This window comes from Streptomyces sp. NPDC059866 (assembly GCF_042731325.1).
Lineage (GTDB): Bacteria > Actinomycetota > Actinomycetes > Streptomycetales > Streptomycetaceae > Streptomyces > Streptomyces flavusporus.
The window spans coordinates 1-23,288 of record NZ_JBHWJT010000066.1; the positions used below are offsets into that span (position 1 = coordinate 1).

Genomic DNA, 23,288 nt, shown 5'->3' on the forward strand with positions numbered 1-23,288 from the left:
GATCCCCGGATCGCCCGCCCGCACCTTGGAACAGCTACACGCCCGAACAACCCCCGCGGAAACCCATCGCTGACAGTTATTGAAATACGGGCCCCTGCGGTGCCGGTGTACTGCCGCTGTACCCCCGCCAAGGAGCGGCCCTTCTTCAGGAAGCCGGTCTCGTCGACAACGAGAACGCCGCCGTCGGCGCCGAGGTGTTCGGCGGCATAGGCACGCAAGTCGTCGCGGACGGCATCGGCGTCCCAACGGGCGTAGCGCAGCAGACGTTGCATCGGCCCCGGCCGCGTATGGCCCGCCTGTTCGGCCAACTGCCAGCAGTTCTTCCGTTCGACGCTCGACAGTAGCCCAAGCAGGTAAGCGCGGGCTGCGGCCCTGGGCTCAACTCGCCTGAATCTGCCTGCGATCCGGGCCATGACCTGGTCGAACATCGCTCGCCAGCGGGCAGGGTCTACGCTATGGCCTGCGGCCACCGCACGATCTTCAGGAGTCCACACAACCCCCGATGATCACGCGGTGGCCGTACCCATTCCCAGTCGGCCCTGACGCAAGATCACGAAGCCAGACTGGAGTATTAGGCGCGTGCGTGATCCGTGGTGCCGGTCGGCGAGTCCCGCCCCCACCTTCGGCGGCCAGTCTGGAGCTGACGAGGCACTTACGCGGTGCTGTGCGCCGTCATCACACCGAAGCCGGCGATGTACTCCTTGATAGGCCGGTAGAAGGAGTACGTCACGTCGTACGGGCCCACCGCGCCGAGTGCCGCGAAGGCGGCGATCCACGTACGCACCTCATGGGCGGAGTTGCCGGCGTCCTTGGCCATCTGGGTGGGTGTCATCGCGTCGATGGGGGAGAGGTCGCCCGAGGCGAGTGTCCTCATCAGGGCCCGGTCCCACTCGGGGTTGAGGTCCTGGATGGTGGCCGTGCCCGCCGCGAACGCCTTCGCCGCGTCGATGACTCGCTGCTGACGGGCGTCACGGGCCGCTGCCGTGGGATGCCTGCCGTTGAGCAACATGGCGCGGGCGGCGTCGTCGGCGGTGGCCCACTGGGGGACCGGCGGGTCGTGGGAGAGACCACCGGAGCCGATGACGAGGACGCGCTCGTCCTTGAGGGTGGCGAGGAAGCGGCCGATCGCCTCGCCGAGCTGGCGCACCCGGCGCATCGTCACAAAGGGTTTGGCCACGCCGTTGACGAAGACCGGGATAGTCGGCAGCGTGTCGATGTCGCCGAAGAGGATCTCCAGCGGCTGGATCGCGCCGTGGTCGACCTCCATCCGGCGGGAGATGGCCACGTCGATGTCGCGCTCGGCCACCCACTGGGCGAGTTCCTCGGCGCGCTCGGTCGGCACGTTCAGCGGACCTTCGGCGGTGCCGTAGTCGCCGACGCCCACGGCCTCGTAGCCGATGCAGAACGGCGGCATCAGGTCGTAGAAGAAGCCGTTGTAATGGTCTGGTGCGAACGAGACGACCAGTGTGGGGTCGTACTCCTCGATGAAGGACCGCGCGGCGGCGAAGGCGCCCTGGACCGCGCCGACGACCTCTGCGGGCGGATCGGCGAACTCCAGCAGAGGGCTGTGGGACGTGGTGACGAGGGCGATGCTCATGCCTGGGCTCCTTCCTGGGTGAGCGATGCCGCCGTGCGAAGGGCGGCGAGAACCTGGGATGCCTGCCGTGTGAGGGAAGCCGCGGCCACGAAGTGGTCCGGGCGCAGGACGACCAGGCCGCAGGCCCGGACGTCGAACCAGTCCTTGAGGGCGCCGGTGCTGTCGCCGACCACGGTGACGGGTTCCGCGGAGCCCGCGTACTGCTTCTCGGCCCAGACGCGCTGGGTCTCGGGCATGAAGGAGACCAGCTTGAACCGGTGGCGGCGGACGAGCGCGAGGTCGGCGTCGGTCAGGAACGCCGTCGGGTCGGTGCCCCAGGTGGCCAGCGTCCACCAGTCGCCGGTGACGTCGTCCAGCAGGACGTTCGTGGCGTCAGCGGTGTTGACCCGCGGTTGGATGAACTGCAGGCCGACCGGCGACAGTTCACCGGCGGAGTCGATGAACGGCGCCAGCCTGCCGCTGTGCTTGAAGCCGGCCCGCGCCCTGCCCGGGGTGAGCGTGGCCTGGTCGACCACGACACCGGCGGCGTAGCGCGGCATGGGCTTGAACCGCAGCTCGGTGAAGTACGACTTCCACTTCGGTACGAGGTTGAGCGCGGACGCGGCGACGTCGCGCACCGTGCCGCCGAAGCGCCCCATCTTCATGACCGTGCCAGCCGCCATGTTCACGTCGATCATGTCGGAGGCGTGCTTGCGGCGCTCCTCGGTGTACGTGTCGAGGAGAGCGTCGGACGCGTTGCCGGCGAGGACGGCGCTGAGCTTCCACGCCAGATTCGTCGCGTCGCGTATGCCGGAGTTCCAGCCTTGGCCGAGCCAGACCGGCATCAGGTGCGCGGCGTCACCGGCGACGAAGACCCGGCCTTTGCGGAAGTCGGCGGCCACGCGGCCGTGGTGGGTGAAGGTGCGCTGGTTGATGACCCTCAGCGCCGCCGGGTCGGGGACGTGGCGTTTGAGCAGGGAGTGCATGAACGCGGGGTCGTCGCACAGCTCGGTCGGCTCGTCGTCGTGGAGCATGAACTCCCAGCGACGGATGCCCTGGGGAAGACCGATGGACACGTACGGGCGGCGCGGGTCGGCGCCGAGGTAGACGGACGGGGTGCCGATCGGGTCGTTCTCTACGTCGACTACCACCCAGCGGGTCGAGGGCGACTTCCCTTCGAACTCCACCCCCATCCACTTACGGGTGAAGGAACTGCCGCCCTCGCAGCCGACGGCGTACCTGGCGGTGACGGTGACCGTCCCGGCGACCTCGCAGTCGGCGTCGAGTTGCTCGGCGGTGACCGTGACCCGGTCGCCGTGGTCTTCGAGGCCCACGACCTTGTGACCGAAGCGCAGCTCGGTTCCCGGGAACCGGCCGAGGCCGGCGGCGAGCTCCCTGTCGACCAGCGGCTGGACGAAGCCGTGCTTGCGCGGGTAGCCGAACTCCTGCGTCTTCGGGTTGTTGGTGGCGAGGACCCGGCCGGTGCCGTTGACCAGCCGCACCACGTGGTGCGGGACCGTGAACGGCTGGATCTGCTCCCACAGGCCCGCCGTGTGCAGGGTGCGGATCGACTCGTCGTCGAGTCCGACGCCGCGGGGGTAGTCGATCAGCTCGTGGCGGGCTTCCAGCACGGTGGCCCGGTGGCCGCGTATGCCGATCAGATTGGCGAGGGTGAGGCCGACTGGTCCGGCTCCGATGACAACGACGTCGGTGTCGAAGGTGGTCATGGGGATGTTCCGATCGATTCAGTTGCCGGTTCAGTTGTGCGACAGGAAGTCGGTGACGAGGCGGTTGAACTCGGCGGCGTGCTCGATCATGGCCCAGTGGCCGCATCGATTGAGCAGCACGAGACGTGAGTCGGGGATGTTGGCCAGGAGCCACAGGCTGGTCTCGTAGTGCAGTACACGGTCGTCCTTGCCGTGGATCAGCAGGGTCGGCGTCTGGATGCCGGGGATCTTGTCGCGGTCGACCTTGATCGGGATGGGAGCGCCGTGCGCGAGGCCCTCGACGTAGTTCTTCAGGTGGTCGGGGCGGGCGAGCGCCGCTTGTGAACGGGCCCGGGTGAGCTCCGGCGTCGCGAAGCGGTCATTGTCGTACGTCATGATCTCGACGAGCGCCTTCATGTTCTCCGGGCTCGCGTCCTTATAGGCCTTGACCAGGACCTTCAGGCCCTCGCTCGGGCCGTCGCCCGGGCCGAACAGGGAGGCCGGGCCGCGGCCGAGGGAGGCGCCCATCGTCACCAGGTGGGTGATGCGCTCCGGGTGCAGCGTGGCGAAGCGGACGGCGGTGTGGGCGCCCATCGAATTGCCGACGAGGGCGGCCCTCGCGAGACCCAGCGCGTCAAGGAACTCCACGAGCGTGGCGTCGTGGTCCATGTCCTTGGTCGCCTGGGCGTCGGAGTCGCCCCAGCCCGGCATGTCGGGGGCGATGACGTGGAATCCGGCGTCGGCGATCGGGCCGATGTTGCCCGAGAAGTTCGACCACCCCGTCGCGCCGGGGCCGGACCCGTGCAGCAGGACGACGGGGGCGGCCCCGGCCTGCCCGGCCTCGTAGTAACGCATGCGCAGGCCCGACGGAAGGGCGATGTCGCGCGACGCGGCTTCCTTGGTGACGGACATGACCCGGCTCCTTGATCTGTATATGCACATCGACGGGCGTTATTTACACGACGATGGAATGCTTGCTCGGCAGGAATGTCAAGGGGGGCTTGGTCACGTCGCCCGTGCCCGGTGCCGTGCGGCCGGTGCCGGAGCGGCTGTGTCGGCATGCCGAGGAGGGCCGGGAGATCGTGCCCTCCCGGCCCTGTCCCGAGCGTGGTATCAGCTCGCCTGTGCGAGTCCCAGTGCCACGTCCACGATCATGTCCTCCTGGCCGCCGACGAGGCCCCGCTTGCCGGCCTCGACGAGGATCGTGCGGATGTCGAGGCCGTAGCGTTCGGCCGCGGTCTCCGCGTGGCGGAGGAAGGAGCCGTATACGCCGGCGTAGCCGAGGGTGAGGGTCTCGCGGTCCACGCGGACCGGGCGGTCCTGCAGCGGGCGCACCAGGTCCTCGGCCGCGTCCTGCAGGGCGAAGAGGTCGCAGCCGTGGTTCCAGCCGTTGAGCTCGGCGACCGCGATGAACGGTTCGATGGGGCAGTTGCCGGCGCCCGCGCCCTGGCCGGCCAGGGACGCGTCCACACGGGTCACGCCCTCCTCCACCGCGACCATGGAGTTGGCGACGGCGAGGGAGAGGTTCTCGTGGGCGTGGATGCCGATCTCCGTGGCAGGGTCGAGCACGTCACGGTAGGCGCGCATCCGCTCGCGGACGCCGTCCATCATGAGGCGGCCGCCGGAGTCGGTGACGTAGACGCAGTGGGCTCCGTAGGACTCCATCAGCTTGGCCTGTCCCGCCAGCGTCTTGGCGTCGGCCATGTGGCTCATCATCAGGAATCCGGAGACGTCCATGCCCAGCTCGCGAGCCGTGGCGATGTGCTGGGCCGAGACGTCGGCCTCGGTGCAGTGCGTGGCGACCCGCACCGAACGTACGCCGAGCGCGTACGCCTGCTTGAGCTCCTCGATGGTGCCGATGCCGGGCAGGAGGAGGGTGGTGAGGCGGGCGTTCCTGACGTGGGCCGCCGCGGCCTCGATCCACTCCCAGTCGGTGTGGCTGCCGGGGCCGTAGTTGAGCGACCCGCCGGCGAGTCCGTCGCCGTGGGAGACCTCGATCCCGTCGACCCCGGCCGCGTCGAGGGCGGCCACGATCCGGCCGACCTGCTCGGGCTCGATGCGGTGCCGGATGGCGTGCATGCCGTCGCGCAGGGTGACGTCCTGGATGAACAGCTTGGCTACGGTCATGCGTCGGCTCCCTGGAGTTCGGTGGCGCGGGCGGCCATGGCCTCGGCCATCCGCAGGGCCGCGCTGGTCATGATGTCGAGGTTCCCGGCGTACGCGGGGAGGTAGTGGGCGGCTCCCTCGACCTCGAGGAAGACGGAGACCTGGTGGGTGACCGGCGCCTCAGTGAGGGTGTGGACGGGCTGGTCGGGCGGGATCGGCGTGATCTGCACCTGCTGCTTGAGGCGGTACCCCGGCACATACGCCGACACCTCGTCGATCCGCTTCGCGATGGCCGCGCGGATCGCGTCGTGCGTGGTCTCGCCGGGCGCGTTCACCAGCGCGAGCACGGTGTCCCGCATGATCAGCGGCGGCTCCGCCGGGTTCAGGACGATGACGGCCTTGCCGCGGTCGGCGCCGCCGACGGTCTCGATGGCGTGGCTGGTCGTCTCGGTGAACTCGTCGATGTTGGCGCGGGTACCGGGACCGGCGCTCTTCGACGCGATCGAGGCGACGATCTCCGCATACGGGACGGGTGCCACCGAGGAGATCGCCGCGACGACCGGGACGGTGGCTTGGCCGCCGCACGTCACCATGTTGACGTTGTCCGCGGCGACGTGGTCGGTCAGATTGACCGCCGGGATCACCATCGGGCCGATGGCGGCGGGGGTCAGGTCGATGAGCTGCTTGCCGTACGGGGCGAGCGCCGCGGCGTTGGCGACGTGCGCCTTCGCGGATGTCGCGTCGAAGACGATCCTGATGTCCTCGAAGCCCTCCATCGCGATCAGGCCCTGGACGCCTTCGGCGGTCACCGGAACGCCGAGCCGCCCGGCCCGGGCGAGCCCGTCGGACGCGGGATCGATGCCGGCCATCGCTCCCATCTCGAGGGTGTCCGACAGCCGGAGCACCTTGATCATCAGGTCGGTGCCGATGTTGCCCGAGCCGATGACGGCAACCTTGGTCTTCATACGGAGGTTCCTTCGCCGGAGGAGTCGGAGACGCCGGATGCGTCATGGAAGCGGACGGAGACAGAGCCGAGACCGGAGATGTCGGCGACGAATGCGTCCCCGGCCGCGGCCGGCACCATCGGGCCCAGGGCGCCGGACAGTACGACCTGACCCGCGCGCAGCGGATCGCCGACGTCGAGAGCGGTCCGGGCGAGCCAGGCGAGCGCGGTGAGCGGGTCACCCAGGCAGGCCGCGCCGTCGCCGCTGGAGACGGTCTCGTCGTGCTTCTTCAAGGTCATGACGGCCTCGACAGGCTCGAACTCGGCGAGCGGTTTGGCCGGGGCCCCGAGCACATAGAGCGCGGAAGAGCCGTTGTCGGCCACCGTGTCACCGAAGGTGATGTCCCAGTCGGTGATCCGGCTGTCCACGATCTCCAGAGCGGGGACCGCGTGCGCCACGGCGGCCCGGACCTGGGCGTCGTCAAGCGGCCCGGATGCGAGGTCCGCGCCCAGGACGAACGCGATCTCCGCCTCCACCTTGGGCTGGAGCAGCTCTCCGACCGGCACGGACGCGCCGTCCGCGACGCTCATGTCGGCGAACAGCACGCCGAAGTCCGGCTGGCCCACGCCCAGTTGCCGCTGCACGGCAGGTGAGGTGAGGCCGATCTTGCGGCCGGTGATGCGGGCACCCGCATCGAGACGGTGCGCGGTGAGCAGCTCCTGGACGGCGTACGCCGCCTTCACGTCGTCGCTGCCGATCAGATCGCGCACCGGGGGGCAGGGTACGCGGTCGGCGGCGGCTCGCCGCAGCCGCTGCGCCGCCTGTGCCACGGCGACGCTGTCGAGGGAAAACTCGTTCATGCCGCCAGCTTGGACAAGAAGGGTGACCTGCGCCCAGGAATGAGTTCCGCCACGCGGAACTCATTCCTGGGCGCAGGTCCCGGTCACTGGTTGCCACGCAGTTCGGCGCGGCGGCCGAGCATCGCGGAAATGCCCGCCGCGGCCGCGCGCACACTGGTGGCATGCCGGGCGGGCTGGAACCGGTGCACCGGGCCGGTCACGCTGACCGCGGCCACGATCTCGTCCGAGGGGCCGAAGATCCCGGCCGCGACGCAGACGATGCCGACAGCCGATTCCTCGTACTCGAAGGCGACGTTCTTCGTGCCGGCGTCGGACATCTGCCGAGCCAGGACGTCGACGTTGGTGATCGTCCGGGGTGCCTTGCGTTCCAAAGGGCCGCGCAGAACGGCTTCGCGCACCTCGGCCGGGGCGTGGGCCAGCAGCACCTTCCCGAGCGCCGTCGCGTGCAGCGGCATCCGCCCGCCGAGTCTCGACGGCGAGTCCGCCTGTCGGTGGCCGCCCATCTTGGCGACGTAGACGACCTCCGTGCCCTCCCGGGTGCCCAGGTGCACGAGTTCGTGGGTGCGGACGTAGAGGTCCTCCAGGAAGGGTGTGGCCACTTCGAGCAGTCCGCGCTCGACCGACGCGCGCATCCCCAGCTCGAAGACGAGGCCGGACAGACGGTAGCGCCCCTGGACACGGTCGAGAAGCCGGACGGCCACCAGATCGCCGAGGACCCGGTGCAGTGTGCTCTTCGCGAAGCCCGTCCGCCGCTGCAGCTCGGTGAACCCCAGTGTGATGTCCTCGACGGTGAAGGCCTGCAGCACGGTGAGAGCCTTGCTCAGGACGCCGCTGGGCGCGTCGTCGCTCAAGGATTCTTCCTTCCGGGGAGTCCGGGCTGCTCCGGCGCACGACGTCACGATCGGCTCGTCAGGCGGAGGGCTCAGGTGTGACGTCCTGCGCGGCGTTTCCCACTGTACGGGAGCGTGCCGGCGCCACCGGGAGTGACGATGTGTCATCACCGCGCACGTAGACTGAGCGGATGAGCGACAACCAGGCGGGGCCGGTCACACAGGGTGCGCCGAACAGCGGACCCGGGCGCGCCGCGGGGCGGGGGGACGGGGCGGCCAGCAAGGCGGTCGGGTCCCAGACGCTCGCGCGTGGACTGCTCGCCCTCGAACTGGTGGCCGGGCAGCCCCAGGGGCTCGCCGTGCAGGACGTGGCCCAGCGGCTGGGCGTCCACCGCACCATCGCGTACCGGATCTTGGTCACGCTCGCCGAGTTCCACCTGGTCGTGCGCGCGTCCGACGGCCGCTACCGGGCCGGCTCCGGCACGGTCACGCTAGCGCGTGGATACGCGGCGGGTGTCCGTGAGGCCGCCCTGCCCGTGCTGCGCCGCACGGCCGACGAACTCGGCGCCACGGTCGCGCTGATCGCGGCGGAGGGGGACGAGGCCGTCGCCGTCGCCGTGGTCGAACCGTGGTCCGTGGACTACCACCTCAGCTACCGGGTCGGCAGTCGCCACCCCGTCGGCGTCGGCGCCGCCGGGCTGGCTCTCGCGTCGCTGCGCCCGCCCGCGCCCGGGGAGTCGCCCGACGTCACACAGGCCCGTGAACAGGGCTACGCCCGGACCTTCGGGCAGATCGAACCCGGCGCGTACGGCGTCGCCGTGCCCCTGCACGTGGCCGATCCCGCGTTGCACATGTGCGTCAACCTCATCACGTCACGCGAGGACGTGGCCCAGGCGTCCGTGCCCGCGATGCGGGCGGTCGCCAAGGAGATCTCCTCGCTGGGTTGAGCCGCGTCGCCGTGCCTCCCCACGCTGCCCACCGGGCCCCCACGCTGTTGTGGGGGCCTGCTTCGTCTGCGCTCCGGCCGGCTTGATCGATCATTCGGACGGCTCTTGACACTCCCCCGGGACACCCGCATTGTGTTCGATATCTACATGCGCCTGTGCGGAAAATGCACACGATGGGCGGTGCCGTGGACGACCGGCTCCCGCCCCGGGTGCCCCGCCCTCCGCAGCGCACCGAACCCCCGGAGTCGCAGATGCCCCTCAACGACGCTGCGCGTCGCGCCGAGTCACGACGCATAGCCCTGTCCAGCTTTGTCGGCAGCGCCATCGAGTTCTACGACTTCCTGCTGTACGGTGCCGCCGCCTCACTCGTTTTCAACGAGCTGTTCTTCACCGACCTGAATGCACTCACCGGCACGATCGCTGCATTCGGCACCCTTGCCGTCGGCTACGTCGCACGTCCGCTGGGCGGCGTCATCTTCGGGCATTTCGGCGACCGCGTCGGCCGCAAGTCGATGCTGGTGCTGACCATGACCCTGATGGCGCTCGCCAGCTTCGCCATCGGCCTCCTGCCCACCTATGACACCATCGGCATCTGGGCGCCCGTGCTGCTGGTCGCCTGCCGTCTGGTCCAGGGCGTCGCGGTCGGCGGCGAATGGGGTGGCGCCGCTCTTATGGCCATGGAACACGCGAGCACCGGGCGTCGCGGTCTGATGGCATCCTTCGCGAACATGGGCGGACCCGCGGGCGCCGTGCTCGCCACCGCGGTCTTCGCCGCTTTCTCTGCACTGCCCGAGGACGACTTCCTGGCCTGGGGCTGGCGGGTGCCATTCCTGCTCAGCCTGCTGCTCATGGTGATCGGCCTGTTCATCCGGCTCAAGGTCACAGAGAGCCCGGTCTTCACCGAGGCGCGGCGCCGGGCCGCGCAGGAGGCGGGCAAGCAGGAAGCGCCCCTGCTTACCGTCCTTCGCCGCTACCGCAAGAACATCGTCCTGTCGAGTCTCGGCGGCTGCGCGGCTCTCGTCCTGCAGTCGCTGCTTGCCACCTTCATGCTCACGTACGCCACCGGTGTCGGCTTCGACCGCTCGACCGTGCTGCTCGCGCAGACGGTCTCCTCGGCACTGCACATCTTCACGATCCCCGCGTTCGCGATGCTCTCGGACCGGGTGGGCCGCCGCCCCGTCATGATCACCGGCGCGCTGGTCACCGCCGCGGCGGCGTTCCCGCTGTTCGCGCTGGTCAACAGTGGTTCCGCAGCGCTCCTGTTCGTGGCGTACATCATCGGCAATCCCATCCTGCAGGCCTCCATGTACGGGCCGATGGCGGCGTTCGTCAGCGAGATGTTCGGCACGCGCGCCCGGTACACCGGCGCCTCGCTCGGCTACCAGCTCTCCTCCACGCTGGGCGCGGGCACGGCGCCGCTGATCGCCAGCAGCCTGCTCGCCGGGGCGGGCGGGGGCACCCACTCCGCGGCGGTCAGCGTCTACCTGATCGGCGTGTGCCTCGTCAGCGCAGCGGCGATCGCACTGACGCGGGAGTCGCACCGCGCCGACATCACCGACGCGGTCGCGACCAACTCGGCAGCGGGCGAAGCGCCGGGACGGCAGGGCGTGGGTGCGGCGGTGCGTGGCTCGTCGGTGGACTGAGGCGGCCTGGCCGTTGTCGCTGCCGGTACCGAGCCTGGGATCCCTGAACCGGCCTTGATGGAAGGCGATGTCTATGACCGCGTCGGGGGCGGCCCGCTGGCCCTCGGGTGCGCGGCGGGACGGCGAGCTGGGCGGCGCCGCGGGGCCCCAGGCCCTCACCGAATGGCTTGAGCAGCGTGACGAGGTTGCCGCCGTCCACTACCCGGGACTGCCGTCCAACCACTGGTACGAAGCCGGGCAGCGCTATCTGCCACGCGGCGGGGGTGCCCCTATGGGTTTCGTCAACCCGTGGGGGGGGGTTGGGGTTCGTAGAAGGTGCCGTCGCGGAGCATCGCGAAGAGCACGTCGGCTCGGCGTCTCGCGAGGCAGAGGAGGGCTTGGGTGTGGTGCTTTGCCTGAGCGATCTTCTTGTCGTAGTAGGCCCGCGAGGACCGGGTCGGCCAGGGCCGCGAATGCGGACAGGAAGAAGGCCCGTTTGAGCTGCTTGTTTCCCCGGCGGGAGGGCTGTGCATCCCGGCACCGCCATCCTGGCGCGTCCATCGCTGTGAGGGTCAAGAGGCCCGGGAACGTCCGGCCCTTCACATACTCACTGTCGCTGTGATGGATCAGGCCGGAGTCCTTCTTGATCCGGCGCCGCCACAGCGCCATCTCCAGCGCGTCCAGAGGGAGTTCGGTCCGCATGTGGTTCGCGACCTGCCAGCCGACGATCGTCCGGGAGAACACGTCCAGGACGAACGCCACGTACACCCAGCCCGTCCAGGTGCGGACATAGGTCATGTCGGCCACCCAGAGCTGGTCGGGCCGATCGGCGGTGAAGTCACGGTCGACCAGGTCCGGCGGCCGCGGTGCCGACGGCTCCGGCACGGTGGTGCGACGACGCTGCCCGCGGATGACGCCTTCCAGGCCCAGCTCGGTCATCAGCCGCTCCACCGTGCACCGTGCGACCTCGACGCCCTTGCGCCTGAGGGCGCGGGTGATCCGCCGGGCCCCGTAGGTGGCCCCGGACTCGTCGTGGACCTGCACGATCAGAGGGACCAACTGCTCGTCGCGCAGCCGGCGGGCCGACTTCGGCCGCTTCCTGCGCGCATAGCAGGCGGACTCGGACAGCTCCAGCACCCGGCAGAGGAACCCGACCCCGAGGCCCATGCCCTTGAGGTGCTCGATCACCTGGTCGGCCTCGTCCGGGGACGGTCGAGTTCGGCCGCAAAAAACGCGCTCGCGGCCTTGAGGATCTCATTCGCCCGCCTCAACTCCGCATTCTCCCTGCGGAGTTGTTTCAGCTCCTCCTGCTCGGAGCTGGTCAGGCGGTCGTCGCGTTCACCGGCGTCCGCCTCGGCCTGGCGGACCCAGTTCCGCAGGGCCTCCTTGTGGATGCCCAAATCGCGTGCGACGTGCGCGACGGGACGGCCGGTGGAGCGGACCTCGCGGATCGCGCGCTCCCGCAGCTCGTCGGGGTATTTACGTGGTGCTGGCACTGATCGTGGATCTCCTCACGCCAAGATCATAGACCTGGCTTCAAGGACTCCACGGAACCGAGGGCAGCTCATGGGCTCTTCTCGGGAGCACGAAGCCCCGGCGTTTGCCGGGGCTGTTCTGTGGGCGGGCCTGTAATAAGGGCGGCTTTGGCGGTGACCCGTCGCTGTGTGTTGGCGCTGATGTGTGTTCGCTGGTGCTGGTTGACGGTGGTGTGAGGAGCCGGACTGGAGAGTGATGACACTCGGCTGTCGGCTGGAGCCGATTCCCGCCTGACGGGCACTCGGCAAGAAAGTTCGGCTGTTGCTCCCGCCTGGCGGGAGGGAACGCTGATCGGTCTTTTCTTGCAGGTCAGGGCCGTGCGGCGTGGTCTGCGTGATGGATATCGCACTGATCACCGCCGGGCAGATGTACCGCTACTTCCTGCGCCAGGTCCTCGTCGGCGACGGCCGCCGACCGGCCTGCAAGCCACTGAAGAAGGCGCAGCAGGACGCCGGGGTTCCGGTCGGGCGCTGGATGGGCCGGGGCCTGCCCGCCCTCGGTCTTGCACCCGGTCAGGAGGTGACCGAGGCGCAGCTGCGCTCCCTGTTCGGGGAATGCCGGCACCCGGACGCCAACCGGCTCGTGGCCGTGCAGCTGGCGGCGGGGAAGAAGCCCGCGGCCGCGCGCCGGGCCGGTGCGCTCGGACGCAAGGTGACGGTCACCGGGGCCGATCTGGTCTTCCGCCCGCAGCCGACCCTGCAACTGCTGTGGGCGCTCGAGGATGAGGAGACGCGGAAGGCGATCGAGGCCGCGCACGAGCGGGCTATCGCCGTGGTGCTCGCCTGGATCGAGACGGATGTCGCCGTCATCCGGTACGGGGCTCAGGGCATCTATCGCACTCGCCCCGCGCACGGCTTGGTCGCTGCTCGCTTCCGCCACTATGAGGCGAGGTCGGGTATGCCGCTGCTGCACGATCGCCTCCTTCTGTCGCTCAGGGCCCTGCGCCCGGACGGCGTCTGGGGGGCGGTACACACCGAGGCCCTGCACGAGTCGGCCGTCGCCGCGTCCGCGCTCTACAACGACGTCGTGATGATGGAGGCGTGCGAGGCGCTGCGGCTGGCCTCCGAGCCCCGCACCGTCACCGCCGGGCGCCGCCCGGTCATGGAAGTCGCCGGCGTCCCGCACGAGCTGATCCGCTGGACTGCCCGGCGCAGCACGCAGATCGCCGCCTGCCTCACCGACCTGGAGCACGAGTACGCTACCGCCACCGACGACGACGGTAACCTGAAGTTCGTACCCGTCGTGTCCGAGCGGGCACGGGCGAAGCTGAACCGGATCGCCGCCCGCAAGACCCGCCCCGCGAAGCCGCAGGCCCGCTCCCTGATGCAGCTGCGCGAGGACTGGCGGGCCAGCGTGCGGGCCTTCCTCGCCGCTGGCGCCGACCTCATCGACTCCCTCCTCGAGCGCGCCCGCGCCGCGGCCGCCGATATCCGGGCCCGGGTCGCCGTCGTCGTCGACATCGGCCTGGCGGCCGTCGCCGTCACCGCCACGGTGTTCGTGATGCACAAGGACGGCTACTTCCACCGCCGCCACCTGCTCGCCGAAGCCCGCCGCCACCTCGCCCTCGTCCAGCGCGGCCGACGCCGAGAGATGGGCCTGGACGAGAGGATCGTGAACGAGGCGCTCGCCGCGCACTGCACCGACATCACCGAGCCCCGCACCGAGCGCGGCCAGCAGCCCGACTACCGCCTCTACCTCGTCCGGTGGGCCCGGCCCGGGCCTGCACCCGACCGGCGCCCACCGGGCGCCCTTCCCGACCCGGACCGGCAGCCCCCGGCCGACCCGGCCGTGCCCCGCCTTCCCCTCGAGGCGGGGGAGTGGGACATCCCGCGCGTGCCGCTGCGCTACGACCGCTCGGTCATCGCCGGCGACGTACTCACCGCGCAACTGCGCACCGCCCGCCGCATGGGCCGCGCCATGTACGACGTGGTCGCGCACCAGCAGGCCGCGATGCCCGAGCAACTGTTCCTCTTCGGCCAGGAGGAGCGGCCCGCACGGAAGGCCGGCACCGTCGACGTCGCCGCGCTGCGCACCGACCTTCAGGCGCTGGAGCTGACCGCCGACCAGATCCGCCGGATAGGAACGGCGTTCGCCGCCGTAGGGGACGAGGCGCGCCTGCGGGTGCGCAAGCCTGCGGACCAGGACCCGGAGCCTGCGCACCAGGACCCGGGCTGCGCGCCGCGTGCGCACCAGCCGGACGAGCAGAGTGCGCACGGCCCGCACCAGCCGCGCCCCGGCCAGGGTCCCGGCGCGCCCGGATGATGTGCACTCGGTGCGCTGGCGGACCGAGGGGCTGCGCACCGCGCATCGCACCACGTGCGCACCGGCCCGATCACCCGCACCGGCCGGTGCGCAGGTGCGGCTACTGGTGCGCGCCGACTCGCAGTGCGCCGCGCGGGCCTGCTCCAGCTGCTCGGTGCGCAGATTGTGCAAAATGGCGGCGACGTCCTGGGGATCGTCGGCGAGGATCTGGCCGGTGAAGTGCGCGATGCTGCGGGCGATGCCCGGCCCGGCGGTGGTGGGGGAGAGGTGGGCCCACTCGCGTATCGCCATGAGGAAGACGACTCCGAGCTCGTCCAGCGCGAAGGAGCCGGCGCAGGGATCGTCGGTGTCGTCGGACCTAAAGCTCCCGGGGACGATCACGCTCGCATGCGCCCGCGATGCCGCTGCCGCAGGCTGGAGACATGAGCGACTACGCAGGCCCTCCCATTGTCGTCTCCGCCGTCACCCCCGGCGATCCGCCGTTCCGCATCGTCCAGATCCGCGGCATGACCGCGGGCACCGCCCACGACATGATCGACGTGATCCGACTCGCGCACGAGTCGGGACTGACGCATGTGGATCTCGACGACCCGTCGATCGTGAGATGGGTCGGCGGCGGCAAGTACAAGTGGACTCCCTGAGGGAGAGGATCGATTCCATCGCGAGGCACTCGCTCGCCCACTCCTGCAGCGTGGACAGCAGGACGCAGCCGACCTCGTCCAGGGCGAAGGAGTCCGCGCACGGCTCGGCATCGGGCGCCAGGTCCGTGACGGGGAGGATGATGTCCTCAGCCAGCCGCAGCAGGAGGAAGGCCGGTGCCGGAACGGCGTTCGATCAATGACGGCGACAAAGGCGTGCTCGCTGCTGGCCTGTACCGCCAGGAGGTACTCGAAGGCGAGCTCCACCTCCTCGGGGGTCAGCGGCGTGCGGGGCTGCTCCGGGTACGGCATTAGGATCTCCTCAACAGGTCGGTCACCGTGACGATTACGGCGACTGACCTGATGCTCAGGCCGTGCCCCTGTGGATAAAGTCCGGAGATCTCTCCTCCTCTCCAAACCGGGGCGGGCTAGTGTGACGTTGCTCGATAGCTGGCGGATTTGATCCGTATTTGGCGAACAGCGGCCCGCGCACGCGGGCATGCGATCAACTATGAAGACCCGTGCACGCGGCATGCGCGCTGGTGCTCAGCTGGTGTGGTGAAACCTCAAGCTCGTAATGCCGTTCGCTCGGAGGCCTGCGGGCTGGAGGACCTGTTCTCCGCCTACACGCCTGTGGACCCGGTACGTGACAGGCTCCTGCTGGGTGCCTCGTGGCCGCGCCGGTGGACAGCTACATGGCGGTTCGATGGGGACTCGGTTGTCTGTCTGGTACGTGATCTGTCGGCGTGCCGTTGCTGTCCTCGCAGTCGGTTCGCCGGTTCACATGGCGAGCTCGTCAGCGGCACCGCCCGGGACTGCAGTTCATCTGGTTACCTCCGTGGATACTCCGCCCTTCAGGGCGGAGAGGAAACGGACTCCTGCGGAGCAGGGCAGGGAAAGACGATTCGCAGTCAGGGCGGATCGTCGTTCAGCAGCAACTCCCCGCAGGCGCCCACAAGTTGATGTGATAGTTTGTGAGATGTGCAGGCCATCCGTGTGAAGCGGGCGTTCAAGTACCGCTTCTATCCGACTGATGCGCAGGCGGCTGAGCTGTCGCGCACGTTCGGATGTGTGCGTAAGGTCTACAACATGGCACTCGCCGTCCGCACCGAGGCGTGGGCGCGGCAGGAGCGGGTCAATTACAACGCCACGTCGGCAATGCTGACGGCGTGGAAGAAGACCGAGGAACTCGCCTACCTCAACGAGGTGTCGTCGGTGCCGTTGCAGCAGGCACTGCGGCATTTGCAGGCGGCATTCACGAACTTCTTCGGTAAGCGGGCGAAGTATCCGCGGTTCAAGAGCCGGAAGAAGTCGCGGAAGACGGCGGAGTACACCACCAGTGCGTTCCGCTACCGGGACGGGAAGCTCACGCTGGCGAAGATGAGCGAGCCCCTTGTGATCGTGTGGTCCCGGCCGCTCCCGGAGGACGCGGAGCCGTCCACCGTCACCGTGTCCCAGGACAGCGCGGGGCGCTGGTTTGTGTCCCTGCTGTGCGAAGACCCGGGCATCAAGCCGCTCCCCGCGACGGGTGCAGCGGTCGGAATTGATGTCGGCCTGGATCATCTGCTGACCCTCTCCACGGGGGAGAAGATCACCAATCCCCGGCATGAGCGGCGCGACCGCGAGCGGCTGGCCACGGCCCAGCGGGCGCTTGCCCGCAAGGCCAAGGGAGATGGGGCCAACCGGGCCAAGGCTCGGCGCCGGGCCGCCAGGATCTACGCCAGGATCGCCGACCGTCGTAGGGACTGCCTGCACAAGCTGACCACTCGACTCGTGCGCGATAACCAAACGCTCGTGATCGAGGACCTGACCGTGCGCAGCATGGTCAAAAACCGGAGTCTGGCCCGCGCCATCAGTGACGCGGCGTGGGCGGAGTTCCGGAGCATGCTGGAGTACAAGGCCGCCTGGTACGGGCGGGAAGTGATCGCGGTGGACCGCTTCTTCCCCTCCTCCAAGCTGTGCTCCGCCTGCGGCACCCTGCAAGGGCAGATGCCGCTGAACGTCCGGTCTTGGACGTGTGTCTGCGGGACGGTCCATGACCGGGACGTGAACGCGGCGAAGAACCTTCTGACCGCCGGGCTGGCGGTGTCTGTCTGTGGAGCTGGTGTAAGACCTCAACGGAGAACTCCGGGCGGGCAGTCGGCGGTGAAGCAGAAACCCTCACAGCGCGAGCCGTGAGAATCCCCCTCGTTCACGAGGGGGAGAAGTCAAGGTCTGCACCGGACGTCATCACGGCTTTGAGTCGTTGGAGGAAGCCCGGCTGTTGCTGGCGCTGGACTTCGTGACGGTGGTCGAGGTGCTCACGCAGCCGTTCCGCTTCATCTTCGAGTACGTGGGCGGGCGTGGTGAACACACCCGACTTCCTCGCCGCGATGCCGGACGGAGACCGGTGGCTGTTCGACGTCCGCCCCGAGCGGTTGGTGCGCGAGGCGGATGCGCTCAAGTTCGCGGCCGCCCAGGAGGTCGCGACTGCGGCCGGCTGGCGTTACAGCGTGGTGGCCGGCTGGCGACCGCACGTTCACAGTGTCTTGGACCAGTTGTCTGCCCAGCGACGGCCGGTGCAGGATCCGCTCGGACTGCAGGAGGAACTGGTGGCGGCTGCGGCCGCCGGGCCGGTGGCGTTCGGCCGCCTGGTGGAGCGCACGGCGTTGCCGGCGGTCGCGCGGGCGCATGCTCTGCACCTGTTGTGGCACCGGCGGTTCGGTGTGGAACTGTCTGAGCCGCTGACGGACGCCTCCGTCATTTGGCCGGCGGAGCGGTGACCGTCGTGGGTTACGCCGGTTCGATTACGAACTCCCATGAGGGCGGGCACTGGGATGAACAGGTCGAGGACCTCTTTCTTCCCTGCGGGCGTTGTCATGTTGTTGGGGGTGTGAGGTGTCTGAGGTCGCGTCAGCGCGGGTCGGGCCGGGTGGCAGTCTTGGGGTCAGGCCCTGGTGGGCTGGCCGACGACGCCGGTGATCTGGTCCCAGAGGGTGAAACGGATGGTCATCTCGAGGCGGTGTTCGGTGGCGGTCATCAGGTGGCGTGAGGGTCGGAAGGGGGGTGAGATGCCGCTGAAGGCGGACAGGCACCGTTGGGCTGCGCCGGTGCTGGGGAATCCCTTCCTCGCGCGTTCGCGCTGCCGGGTGGGCTGGTGGGAGTTCCCGGCCCGGTGGTTCAGGCCCTTGTGGGAGCGGTGCCCGGCCGGGGGCATCACCTCGCGGTGGGCGGCACCGCAGGACCGGAGCTTGTCGGTCACGATCACGCGGGGCACCGACCGGGTCTTCTTCATCAGTCTCCGGAAGAAACGCCTGGCCGCATCCTTGTCGCGACGGCTCTGGACCAGGATGTCCAGGACGTTGCCGTCCTGGTCCACCGCGCGCCACAGGTACTTCCGCTTGCCGTTGATCTTGACGAAGACCTCGTCCAGATGCCATTCATCGCCTGGCCTGGGGCGGCGTCGGCACAGCGCGTCGGCGTAGGACCGCCCGAAATTTCCGGCACCACCGGCGGACCGTCCCATAGGAGACGACGACGCCGCGCTGAAGCATCAGCTCCTCGACCCCGCGGAAGCCGAGCGGGAACCGGAAGTACAGCCCCACGCAGTGGGAGATGATCCCCACCGGGTACCGGTGGCCCTGGTGCGACGGCCGCGTGCCCGCCACGCACGATCCCCTCCCGAGGGTTATCAACTTGGAGACCATCTCACGCCGTTAGCCAACGTGACTGTGAGGATGATCGGCTGCCGCCCTGCGCCGACTGTAGGGGCCGCTCAGGGAACTGACGGGAATACGATCTGTTCGACCGCCCACCGGCGGAAATGGAGAATGTTAAGGCCACCGTGGCTGCGGAGTATTCCGACGATGCGCCGACGTTGGGCCGTCCCCTGAACCGGTACATAGACCACGCTGCGCCCCTGCCTCAACGCTTTACTATGCGCTTGCAAGACGTTTCCTTCGTAGGCGCCTCGCTGAAGGAACCGGGTGAGGCGCGCGAGCCAGCCGTGGTCACTGCCGCGCCTGTCCAGCAGTCGCTCACCTTCCGACCCGGTGAGGACATGCAAACTATCCAGTTGGATACCTGTATTTTCCAGGTCCTCGAAGGAAGTCCTGACGTGCGCTTCGTCGGGCAATACAGCCACCACTCGGTTCATGGGATAGACGTAGAAGCGCTCCTCATTCTTATGCGACCTGTCCATTGGACGTCTCCTTTCGCCCCCGCCGTATCAGACCTGCACCGAAATGCAGTGGAAAGTGTTTCCTTGGCCGGTTCTGCTGCTTGCCGGACCGTTTCCTGGCTCGTGACTACGGCCGGACATCCAAGGCGCGCTGCAACAGGCCCAGTTGGCGCCCTGTCCAGGTCTGCGAGGTATTCCTCACCGTCCTCTCCTTTGGGGCGCTGCCGCTTCCTTTAGCGAAGCATCCCGAGGCGCAGGCAGCCGCAGAAGCCAAGCCGCTTGGTCCGCTCGGCGATCCGGCGTGCCATGAATGATCAGCCCCTTTTCTCATGCCTGCAACATGCGCTACGCTCGCAAATATACATGTAGTCTACATTTAGTGCAATATGGGACAGATCCACATAGCGGGTGTGCATCGCCCTCTGTTCGGCTTCCCAAGGCCTGCCAGGCCGACGAGAAGCTCAGGGCCGGGCAAGCGCCCGACTCGGCCGGCACTGCCAAGGACGGCTTGCCGCGCTTCATTGCGGAGGCAGAGCGAACTGAACGTTCAGGTGAAACGCCTCCCGAGCGATCACCCCTACCTGCGCGCCAACGGTGGCGAGTGGATGCCAGGGGGCGTGGAGGACTCCTCCTCGCGTACTCATTTGTTGCAGCTCCACAGGGGTTGTCCTCGAGCTATGGGTGCCACGAACCGGCTTCGTCACGCGCAGAGACCTCCGCCAGCGGGGTGTAGCCGTCGTGCGGCCGTGTGGCGTCCTTGGCCCGGTACTGCCGCCGGGGCAGCATGAGCCGATGGCCGAACCCATGCCCGACGGAGCGGTGACCCAGCCTTGGTACGCCCTTCCCCCTGCCGAGGCACTACGGCACCTCGACGTGGATGCCGCCGCCGGGCTCTCCTCGGCGGAGGCGGCCCAGCGCCTGGAGCGGCACGGTCCGAACCGGCTTGCCGAGACCCCGCGCGAGCCACGGTGGCGGGCCTTCCTGCGGCAATTCAAGGACCCGATGATTGCCATCCTCCTGGTCGCCGCCGTGGTCAGCCTGGTGGTGACCCGGGAGTGGGAGACCCCGGTCGTCATCGCCCTGGTGGTGCTGCTCAACGCGACCATCGGCTTCGTCCAGGAGTCACGCGCGGAGGCCTCACTCGAAGCGCTCAAGAAAATGCTCGTCACGACAGCGGCCGTACGGCGTGACAGCCGGATGGTGAGTTTGGATGCTGCTGAACTCGTGCCCGGGGACGTGGTGGTGCTGGAAGCCGGTGACCGGGTGCCCGCGGACGGACGGTTGCTGTCGGCCACCTCGCTGGAGCTCCAGGAGTCCTCGCTCACCGGGGAGGCGCAGGCCGTACCGAAGTCGGCGGGGGCCCGGGTCGACCCGGGGGCGGCGCTCGGCGACCGCGCCACTGCCGTGTTCATGAACACGACGGTCACCCGGGGCCGCGGCGAGGTTTTGGTCACCGCGACCGGGATGCACACCGAGACCGGCCGGATCGCCCACATGCTGCACGAGGCCGAGCCGGAACCGACCCCGCTGCAGCGGCAGATCACCGCTCTCGGCCGCACTCTCACCCTCATCGCGGGCGCCGTCGTCGTGGTCGTCTTCGTCCTGGGACTCGTCCGCGGCCAGGACTTCGGCGACCTCTTCATCAGCGCCGTCTCGCTCGCGGTCGCCGCCATTCCCGAAGGGCTGCCCGCGGTCGTAGCCTTCACCCTCGCCATGGGCACCGGCCGGATGGCCGCGCGCGGAGCCATCGTCAAGCGGCTCGCGTCGGTCGAGACGCTCGGCAGCACCTCGCAGATCTGCACCGACAAGACGGGCACCCTGACTCTCAACCAGATGACCGCCCGCGAGATGCTGCTCGCCAGCCGCCGGTTCACCATCTCGGGCGAGGGCTACTCCACGGACGGGCGCATCAGGACGACCGACGGGCGGCCGCTGCCCGGCACGATCGACGAGGCGCTGATCGCGATGGCACTGTGCACCGACGCGGAGCTGCGCGACGGGGACGTGATCGGCGATCCCACCGAGGGCGCGCTCCTGGTGCTCGCGGAGAAGGGCGGCGTGGACGTCTCCGTGCTGCGCTCCGAGCGGCCCCGTATGCGGGAGGTCCCGTTCGACTCGGACTACAAGTTCATGGCGACGTTCCACCGCTGGACCAGCGACGCAGGCGAGGACGTCGTGCGGTGCTTCGTCAAAGGCGCCCCGGACGTGCTGGCGGGCATGGCAGACCGGTACTTCGGCGACGACGGCATCGTGCCGTTCGACGAGGCGGCACGCGAGCGGTACGACCAGGCCAACGCGGCGCTCGCCGAGCAGGGTATGCGCGTGCTCGCCGTGGGGGCGGAGGACTTCGCCCCCGGGGACGTCGAAGCGGCCGAGGACCCCAAGGACATGCTCGGCCGGCTCGTGCTGATCGCGCTGGTGGGCATCGTCGACCCCCCGCGTTCGGAGGCGAAGCAGGCGATCGCGGAGTGCCGGGAGGCGGGCATCCGGGTCCGTATGATCACCGGAGACCATGCGGTGACGGCCGCAGCCATCGCCGGAGAGCTGGGCATCCCCGGCGGCGCCGTCAGCGGTGACAACCTCGACCGGCTCCCCGACGACGGCGACCTCGCTCGCCGCCTCGATGACACCGGCGTCGTCGCCCGGGTCTCGCCCGCCCACAAGATCCGTATCGTGCGCGTGCTGCAGGCACGGGGCGACGTGGTTGCGATGACCGGCGACGGCGTGAACGACGCACCGGCGCTGCGCAAGGCCGACATCGGCGTCGCCATGGGACGCAGCGGTACGGAGGTGACCAAGGAAGCCGCGACGATGGTCCTCACCGACGACAACTTCGCGACCATCGTCAGCGCCGTCCGCGAGGGCCGTGGCATCTACGACAACATCGTGAAGTTCACCCGGTTCCAGCTGTCGACCGCCCTCGGCTTCGTGCTCGTATTCCTGAGCGCTTCGCTGATCGGGGTCGCGGGCGGGGCGCCGTTCACCGCACTGCAGATCCTCTTCGTCAACCTGGTGATGGATGGGCCGCCCGCGATGTCGCTCGGCGTCGACCCCGTCAGTCAGGACGCGATGAGCCGACCACCGCGCCCGGCGCACGAGCGCATCCTGACCCGGGAGCGGCTGCAGCGGATCCTGCTGTCCAGCGCCGTGATGGCGGCCGGAACGCTGGCCGTGCTGATGCTGGCTCCGGGACCCGAACCGGGGCTGGGAGAGCCGAGCACCGCGGGCACGATGGCGTTCGTGACGTTCGTGTTCTTCCAGGCGTTCAACCTGCTCAACGTGCGCCACCCCACCCGAAGTGTTTTCAGCCGCGAGACGCTCTCCAACACGTCGGCCTTCGTCGCCACCGGCGCCGTCATTCTTCTGCTGCTCCTAGTGGTCGAGATGGATGCGCTACACGTCTTCTTCACCACGACGGACCTGACCTCTCGGCAGTGGCTGGTGTGCGCGGCGGTCGGCTCGGCCATCCTCGTGGTGGGCGAACTCCTCAAGGCCGTCCTGCGGACCCGGGCGAACGAGCGGCTGTGAATCGATCCATCCCCTGATGCCGGGAAAGCCTGCCCGGCGTTGAAGGTCCGCGGTAGCCGAGGACGAAGGCCGCGGCGCTGACCCGAGCGCCTGCGTGCTGGACGTACGGAGCGTCACTTACGCCGACGTCGCCTCGGCTTCGACGTTGAAGTCGTCCAACGCAACCCCTGCGTCAAGGGATTCAAGGTGATCACCGACGGCGGGCTGCCGAGCGGACCTTGGCTCCGCCGGGGCCCCTTCGCCTGGTGAGCCACGTACTCCACTGCAGCGGCCGATACCTCCTTTAGCGGTGTCGTCGGGTCGTCGGGGATGCGCGGGGCCGGGGCGTTGGGGACCATCGAAGAAGAGGCGGTCCCGCGCCGCCTGCCGGTCGGCCATCTCGCACAGGGATCGCCATGCCCACCAGAAACGATGGGGGACAGCCCGGCCTTTCGGTCCGGCGACCTCCGTCCCGTCGTCGGTCGGCTCCGGGCGAGTCGCTAGTGCTGTGACCGGAAACCTTTGCCGGGCCACTCGTTGTGTTGGGTGTCAGTGACGGCGTGTGGCAGGGGGCGGGTATGGCATCACCGGTGAG

The 23,288-nt window shown here is 69.1% G+C and carries 17 protein-coding genes and 5 pseudogenes; 8 read left to right on the forward strand and 14 right to left on the reverse strand.

What is annotated here, in order from left to right:
* Positions 1 to 210: pseudogene (locus ACFV7R_RS44230) on the forward strand (ISAzo13 family transposase); the annotation flags it as partial.
* Here ACFV7R_RS44230 and ACFV7R_RS44235 read toward each other — a convergent pair.
* From ACFV7R_RS44235 to ACFV7R_RS44270, 8 genes and pseudogenes are all read right to left on the reverse strand, one after another.
* Positions 147 to 428: pseudogene (locus ACFV7R_RS44235) on the reverse strand (transposase); the annotation flags it as partial. The pseudogenes ACFV7R_RS44230 and ACFV7R_RS44235 overlap by 64 nt on opposite strands.
* A 224-nt stretch (positions 429 to 652) precedes the next feature.
* Positions 653 to 1,597 carry a 3-carboxyethylcatechol 2,3-dioxygenase gene (locus ACFV7R_RS44240; protein ID WP_385275627.1) on the reverse strand — a complete coding sequence of 315 codons (945 nt, stop codon included), beginning with the start codon at positions 1,595 to 1,597 and terminating at the stop codon, positions 653 to 655.
* Positions 1,594 to 3,303, reverse strand: a complete 1,710-nt coding sequence (locus ACFV7R_RS44245) for a bifunctional 3-(3-hydroxy-phenyl)propionate/3-hydroxycinnamic acid hydroxylase (protein ID WP_385275630.1) — start codon at positions 3,301 to 3,303, stop codon at positions 1,594 to 1,596. Before ACFV7R_RS44245 ends, ACFV7R_RS44240 begins: the two co-directional genes overlap by 4 nt.
* A gap of 30 nt (positions 3,304 to 3,333) precedes the next feature.
* A complete protein-coding gene (locus ACFV7R_RS44250; RefSeq protein WP_385275633.1) occupies positions 3,334 to 4,194 on the reverse strand; it encodes an alpha/beta fold hydrolase in 861 nt (286 codons plus the stop codon).
* A 201-nt stretch (positions 4,195 to 4,395) separates the two neighbouring features.
* The gene (gene dmpG / locus ACFV7R_RS44255; RefSeq protein ID WP_385275636.1) at positions 4,396 to 5,409 is read right to left on the reverse strand and encodes a 4-hydroxy-2-oxovalerate aldolase; all 1,014 of its coding nucleotides are present in this window, start codon (positions 5,407 to 5,409) and stop codon (positions 4,396 to 4,398) included.
* The gene (locus ACFV7R_RS44260; RefSeq protein ID WP_385275639.1) at positions 5,406 to 6,353 is read right to left on the reverse strand and encodes an acetaldehyde dehydrogenase (acetylating); all 948 of its coding nucleotides are present in this window, start codon (positions 6,351 to 6,353) and stop codon (positions 5,406 to 5,408) included. Before ACFV7R_RS44260 ends, dmpG begins: the two co-directional genes overlap by 4 nt.
* A complete protein-coding gene (locus ACFV7R_RS44265; RefSeq protein ID WP_385275641.1) occupies positions 6,350 to 7,192 on the reverse strand; it encodes a 2-keto-4-pentenoate hydratase in 843 nt (280 codons plus the stop codon). Before ACFV7R_RS44265 ends, ACFV7R_RS44260 begins: the two co-directional genes overlap by 4 nt.
* Before the next feature lie 83 nt (positions 7,193 to 7,275).
* Positions 7,276 to 8,043, reverse strand: coding sequence for an IclR family transcriptional regulator (locus ACFV7R_RS44270; protein WP_385275644.1), 768 nt, complete (start codon positions 8,041 to 8,043; stop codon positions 7,276 to 7,278).
* A gap of 170 nt (positions 8,044 to 8,213) precedes the next feature.
* Here ACFV7R_RS44270 and ACFV7R_RS44275 point away from each other — a divergent pair, with 170 nt between their 5' ends.
* Positions 8,214 to 8,969: an IclR family transcriptional regulator gene (locus ACFV7R_RS44275; protein ID WP_385275647.1), complete on the forward strand. Its 756-nt coding sequence runs from the start codon at positions 8,214 to 8,216 to the stop codon at positions 8,967 to 8,969.
* A 173-nt stretch (positions 8,970 to 9,142) separates the two neighbouring features.
* Positions 9,143 to 10,612, forward strand: a complete 1,470-nt coding sequence (locus ACFV7R_RS44280) for an MFS transporter (RefSeq protein WP_385275650.1) — start codon at positions 9,143 to 9,145, stop codon at positions 10,610 to 10,612.
* A gap of 281 nt (positions 10,613 to 10,893) precedes the next feature.
* On the opposite strand, the pseudogene ACFV7R_RS44285 reads toward ACFV7R_RS44280, so the two are convergent.
* From ACFV7R_RS44285 to ACFV7R_RS44295, 3 genes and pseudogenes are all read right to left on the reverse strand, one after another.
* Positions 10,894 to 11,122 (reverse strand): annotated as a pseudogene (locus ACFV7R_RS44285) (IS110 family transposase); the annotation flags it as partial.
* Positions 11,123 to 11,212: 90 nt separating this feature from the next.
* Positions 11,213 to 11,758, reverse strand: a pseudogene (locus ACFV7R_RS44290) (IS3 family transposase); the annotation flags it as partial.
* Between the two features lie 17 nt (positions 11,759 to 11,775).
* Positions 11,776 to 12,087 carry a transposase gene (locus ACFV7R_RS44295; RefSeq protein ID WP_385275653.1) on the reverse strand — a complete coding sequence of 104 codons (312 nt, stop codon included), beginning with the start codon at positions 12,085 to 12,087 and terminating at the stop codon, positions 11,776 to 11,778.
* Positions 12,088 to 12,463: 376 nt separating this feature from the next.
* Between ACFV7R_RS44295 and mobF the strand changes: the two genes are divergently transcribed.
* From mobF to ACFV7R_RS44310, 3 genes are all read left to right on the forward strand, one after another.
* Positions 12,464 to 14,389 carry a MobF family relaxase gene (gene mobF / locus ACFV7R_RS44300; RefSeq protein WP_385275656.1) on the forward strand — a complete coding sequence of 642 codons (1,926 nt, stop codon included), beginning with the start codon at positions 12,464 to 12,466 and terminating at the stop codon, positions 14,387 to 14,389.
* 422 nt (positions 14,390 to 14,811) lie between these two features.
* Positions 14,812 to 15,030, forward strand: a complete 219-nt coding sequence (locus tag ACFV7R_RS44305; protein WP_385275659.1) for a hypothetical protein — start codon at positions 14,812 to 14,814, stop codon at positions 15,028 to 15,030.
* Between the two features lie 978 nt (positions 15,031 to 16,008).
* Positions 16,009 to 17,205, forward strand: coding sequence for an RNA-guided endonuclease InsQ/TnpB family protein (locus tag ACFV7R_RS44310; RefSeq protein ID WP_385275662.1), 1,197 nt, complete (start codon positions 16,009 to 16,011; stop codon positions 17,203 to 17,205).
* A 13-nt stretch (positions 17,206 to 17,218) separates the two neighbouring features.
* Here ACFV7R_RS44310 and ACFV7R_RS44315 read toward each other — a convergent pair whose 3' ends face one another.
* Positions 17,219 to 17,380 (reverse strand): hypothetical protein, encoded by a 162-nt coding sequence (locus ACFV7R_RS44315; protein ID WP_385275665.1) that lies wholly within the window; start codon positions 17,378 to 17,380, stop codon positions 17,219 to 17,221.
* Between ACFV7R_RS44315 and ACFV7R_RS44320 the strand changes: the two genes are divergently transcribed.
* A complete protein-coding gene (locus ACFV7R_RS44320) occupies positions 17,370 to 17,789 on the forward strand; it encodes a hypothetical protein (RefSeq protein ID WP_385275668.1) in 420 nt (139 codons plus the stop codon). The two genes, ACFV7R_RS44315 and ACFV7R_RS44320, sit on opposite strands and share 11 nt — an antisense overlap.
* A gap of 164 nt (positions 17,790 to 17,953) precedes the next feature.
* On the opposite strand, the pseudogene ACFV7R_RS44325 reads toward ACFV7R_RS44320, so the two are convergent.
* Together ACFV7R_RS44325 and ACFV7R_RS44330 are read right to left on the reverse strand one after the other, a co-directional pair.
* A pseudogene (locus tag ACFV7R_RS44325) lies at positions 17,954 to 18,713 on the reverse strand (IS6 family transposase).
* A gap of 68 nt (positions 18,714 to 18,781) precedes the next feature.
* On the reverse strand, positions 18,782 to 19,207 hold the full coding sequence (locus tag ACFV7R_RS44330; protein WP_385275671.1) for a hypothetical protein: 426 nt from the start codon (positions 19,205 to 19,207) through the stop codon (positions 18,782 to 18,784).
* A gap of 771 nt (positions 19,208 to 19,978) precedes the next feature.
* Between ACFV7R_RS44330 and ACFV7R_RS44335 the strand changes: the two genes are divergently transcribed.
* Positions 19,979 to 22,714, forward strand: a complete 2,736-nt coding sequence (locus ACFV7R_RS44335) for a cation-translocating P-type ATPase (RefSeq protein ID WP_385275674.1) — start codon at positions 19,979 to 19,981, stop codon at positions 22,712 to 22,714.
* Positions 22,715 to 23,288 lie beyond the last annotated feature (574 nt).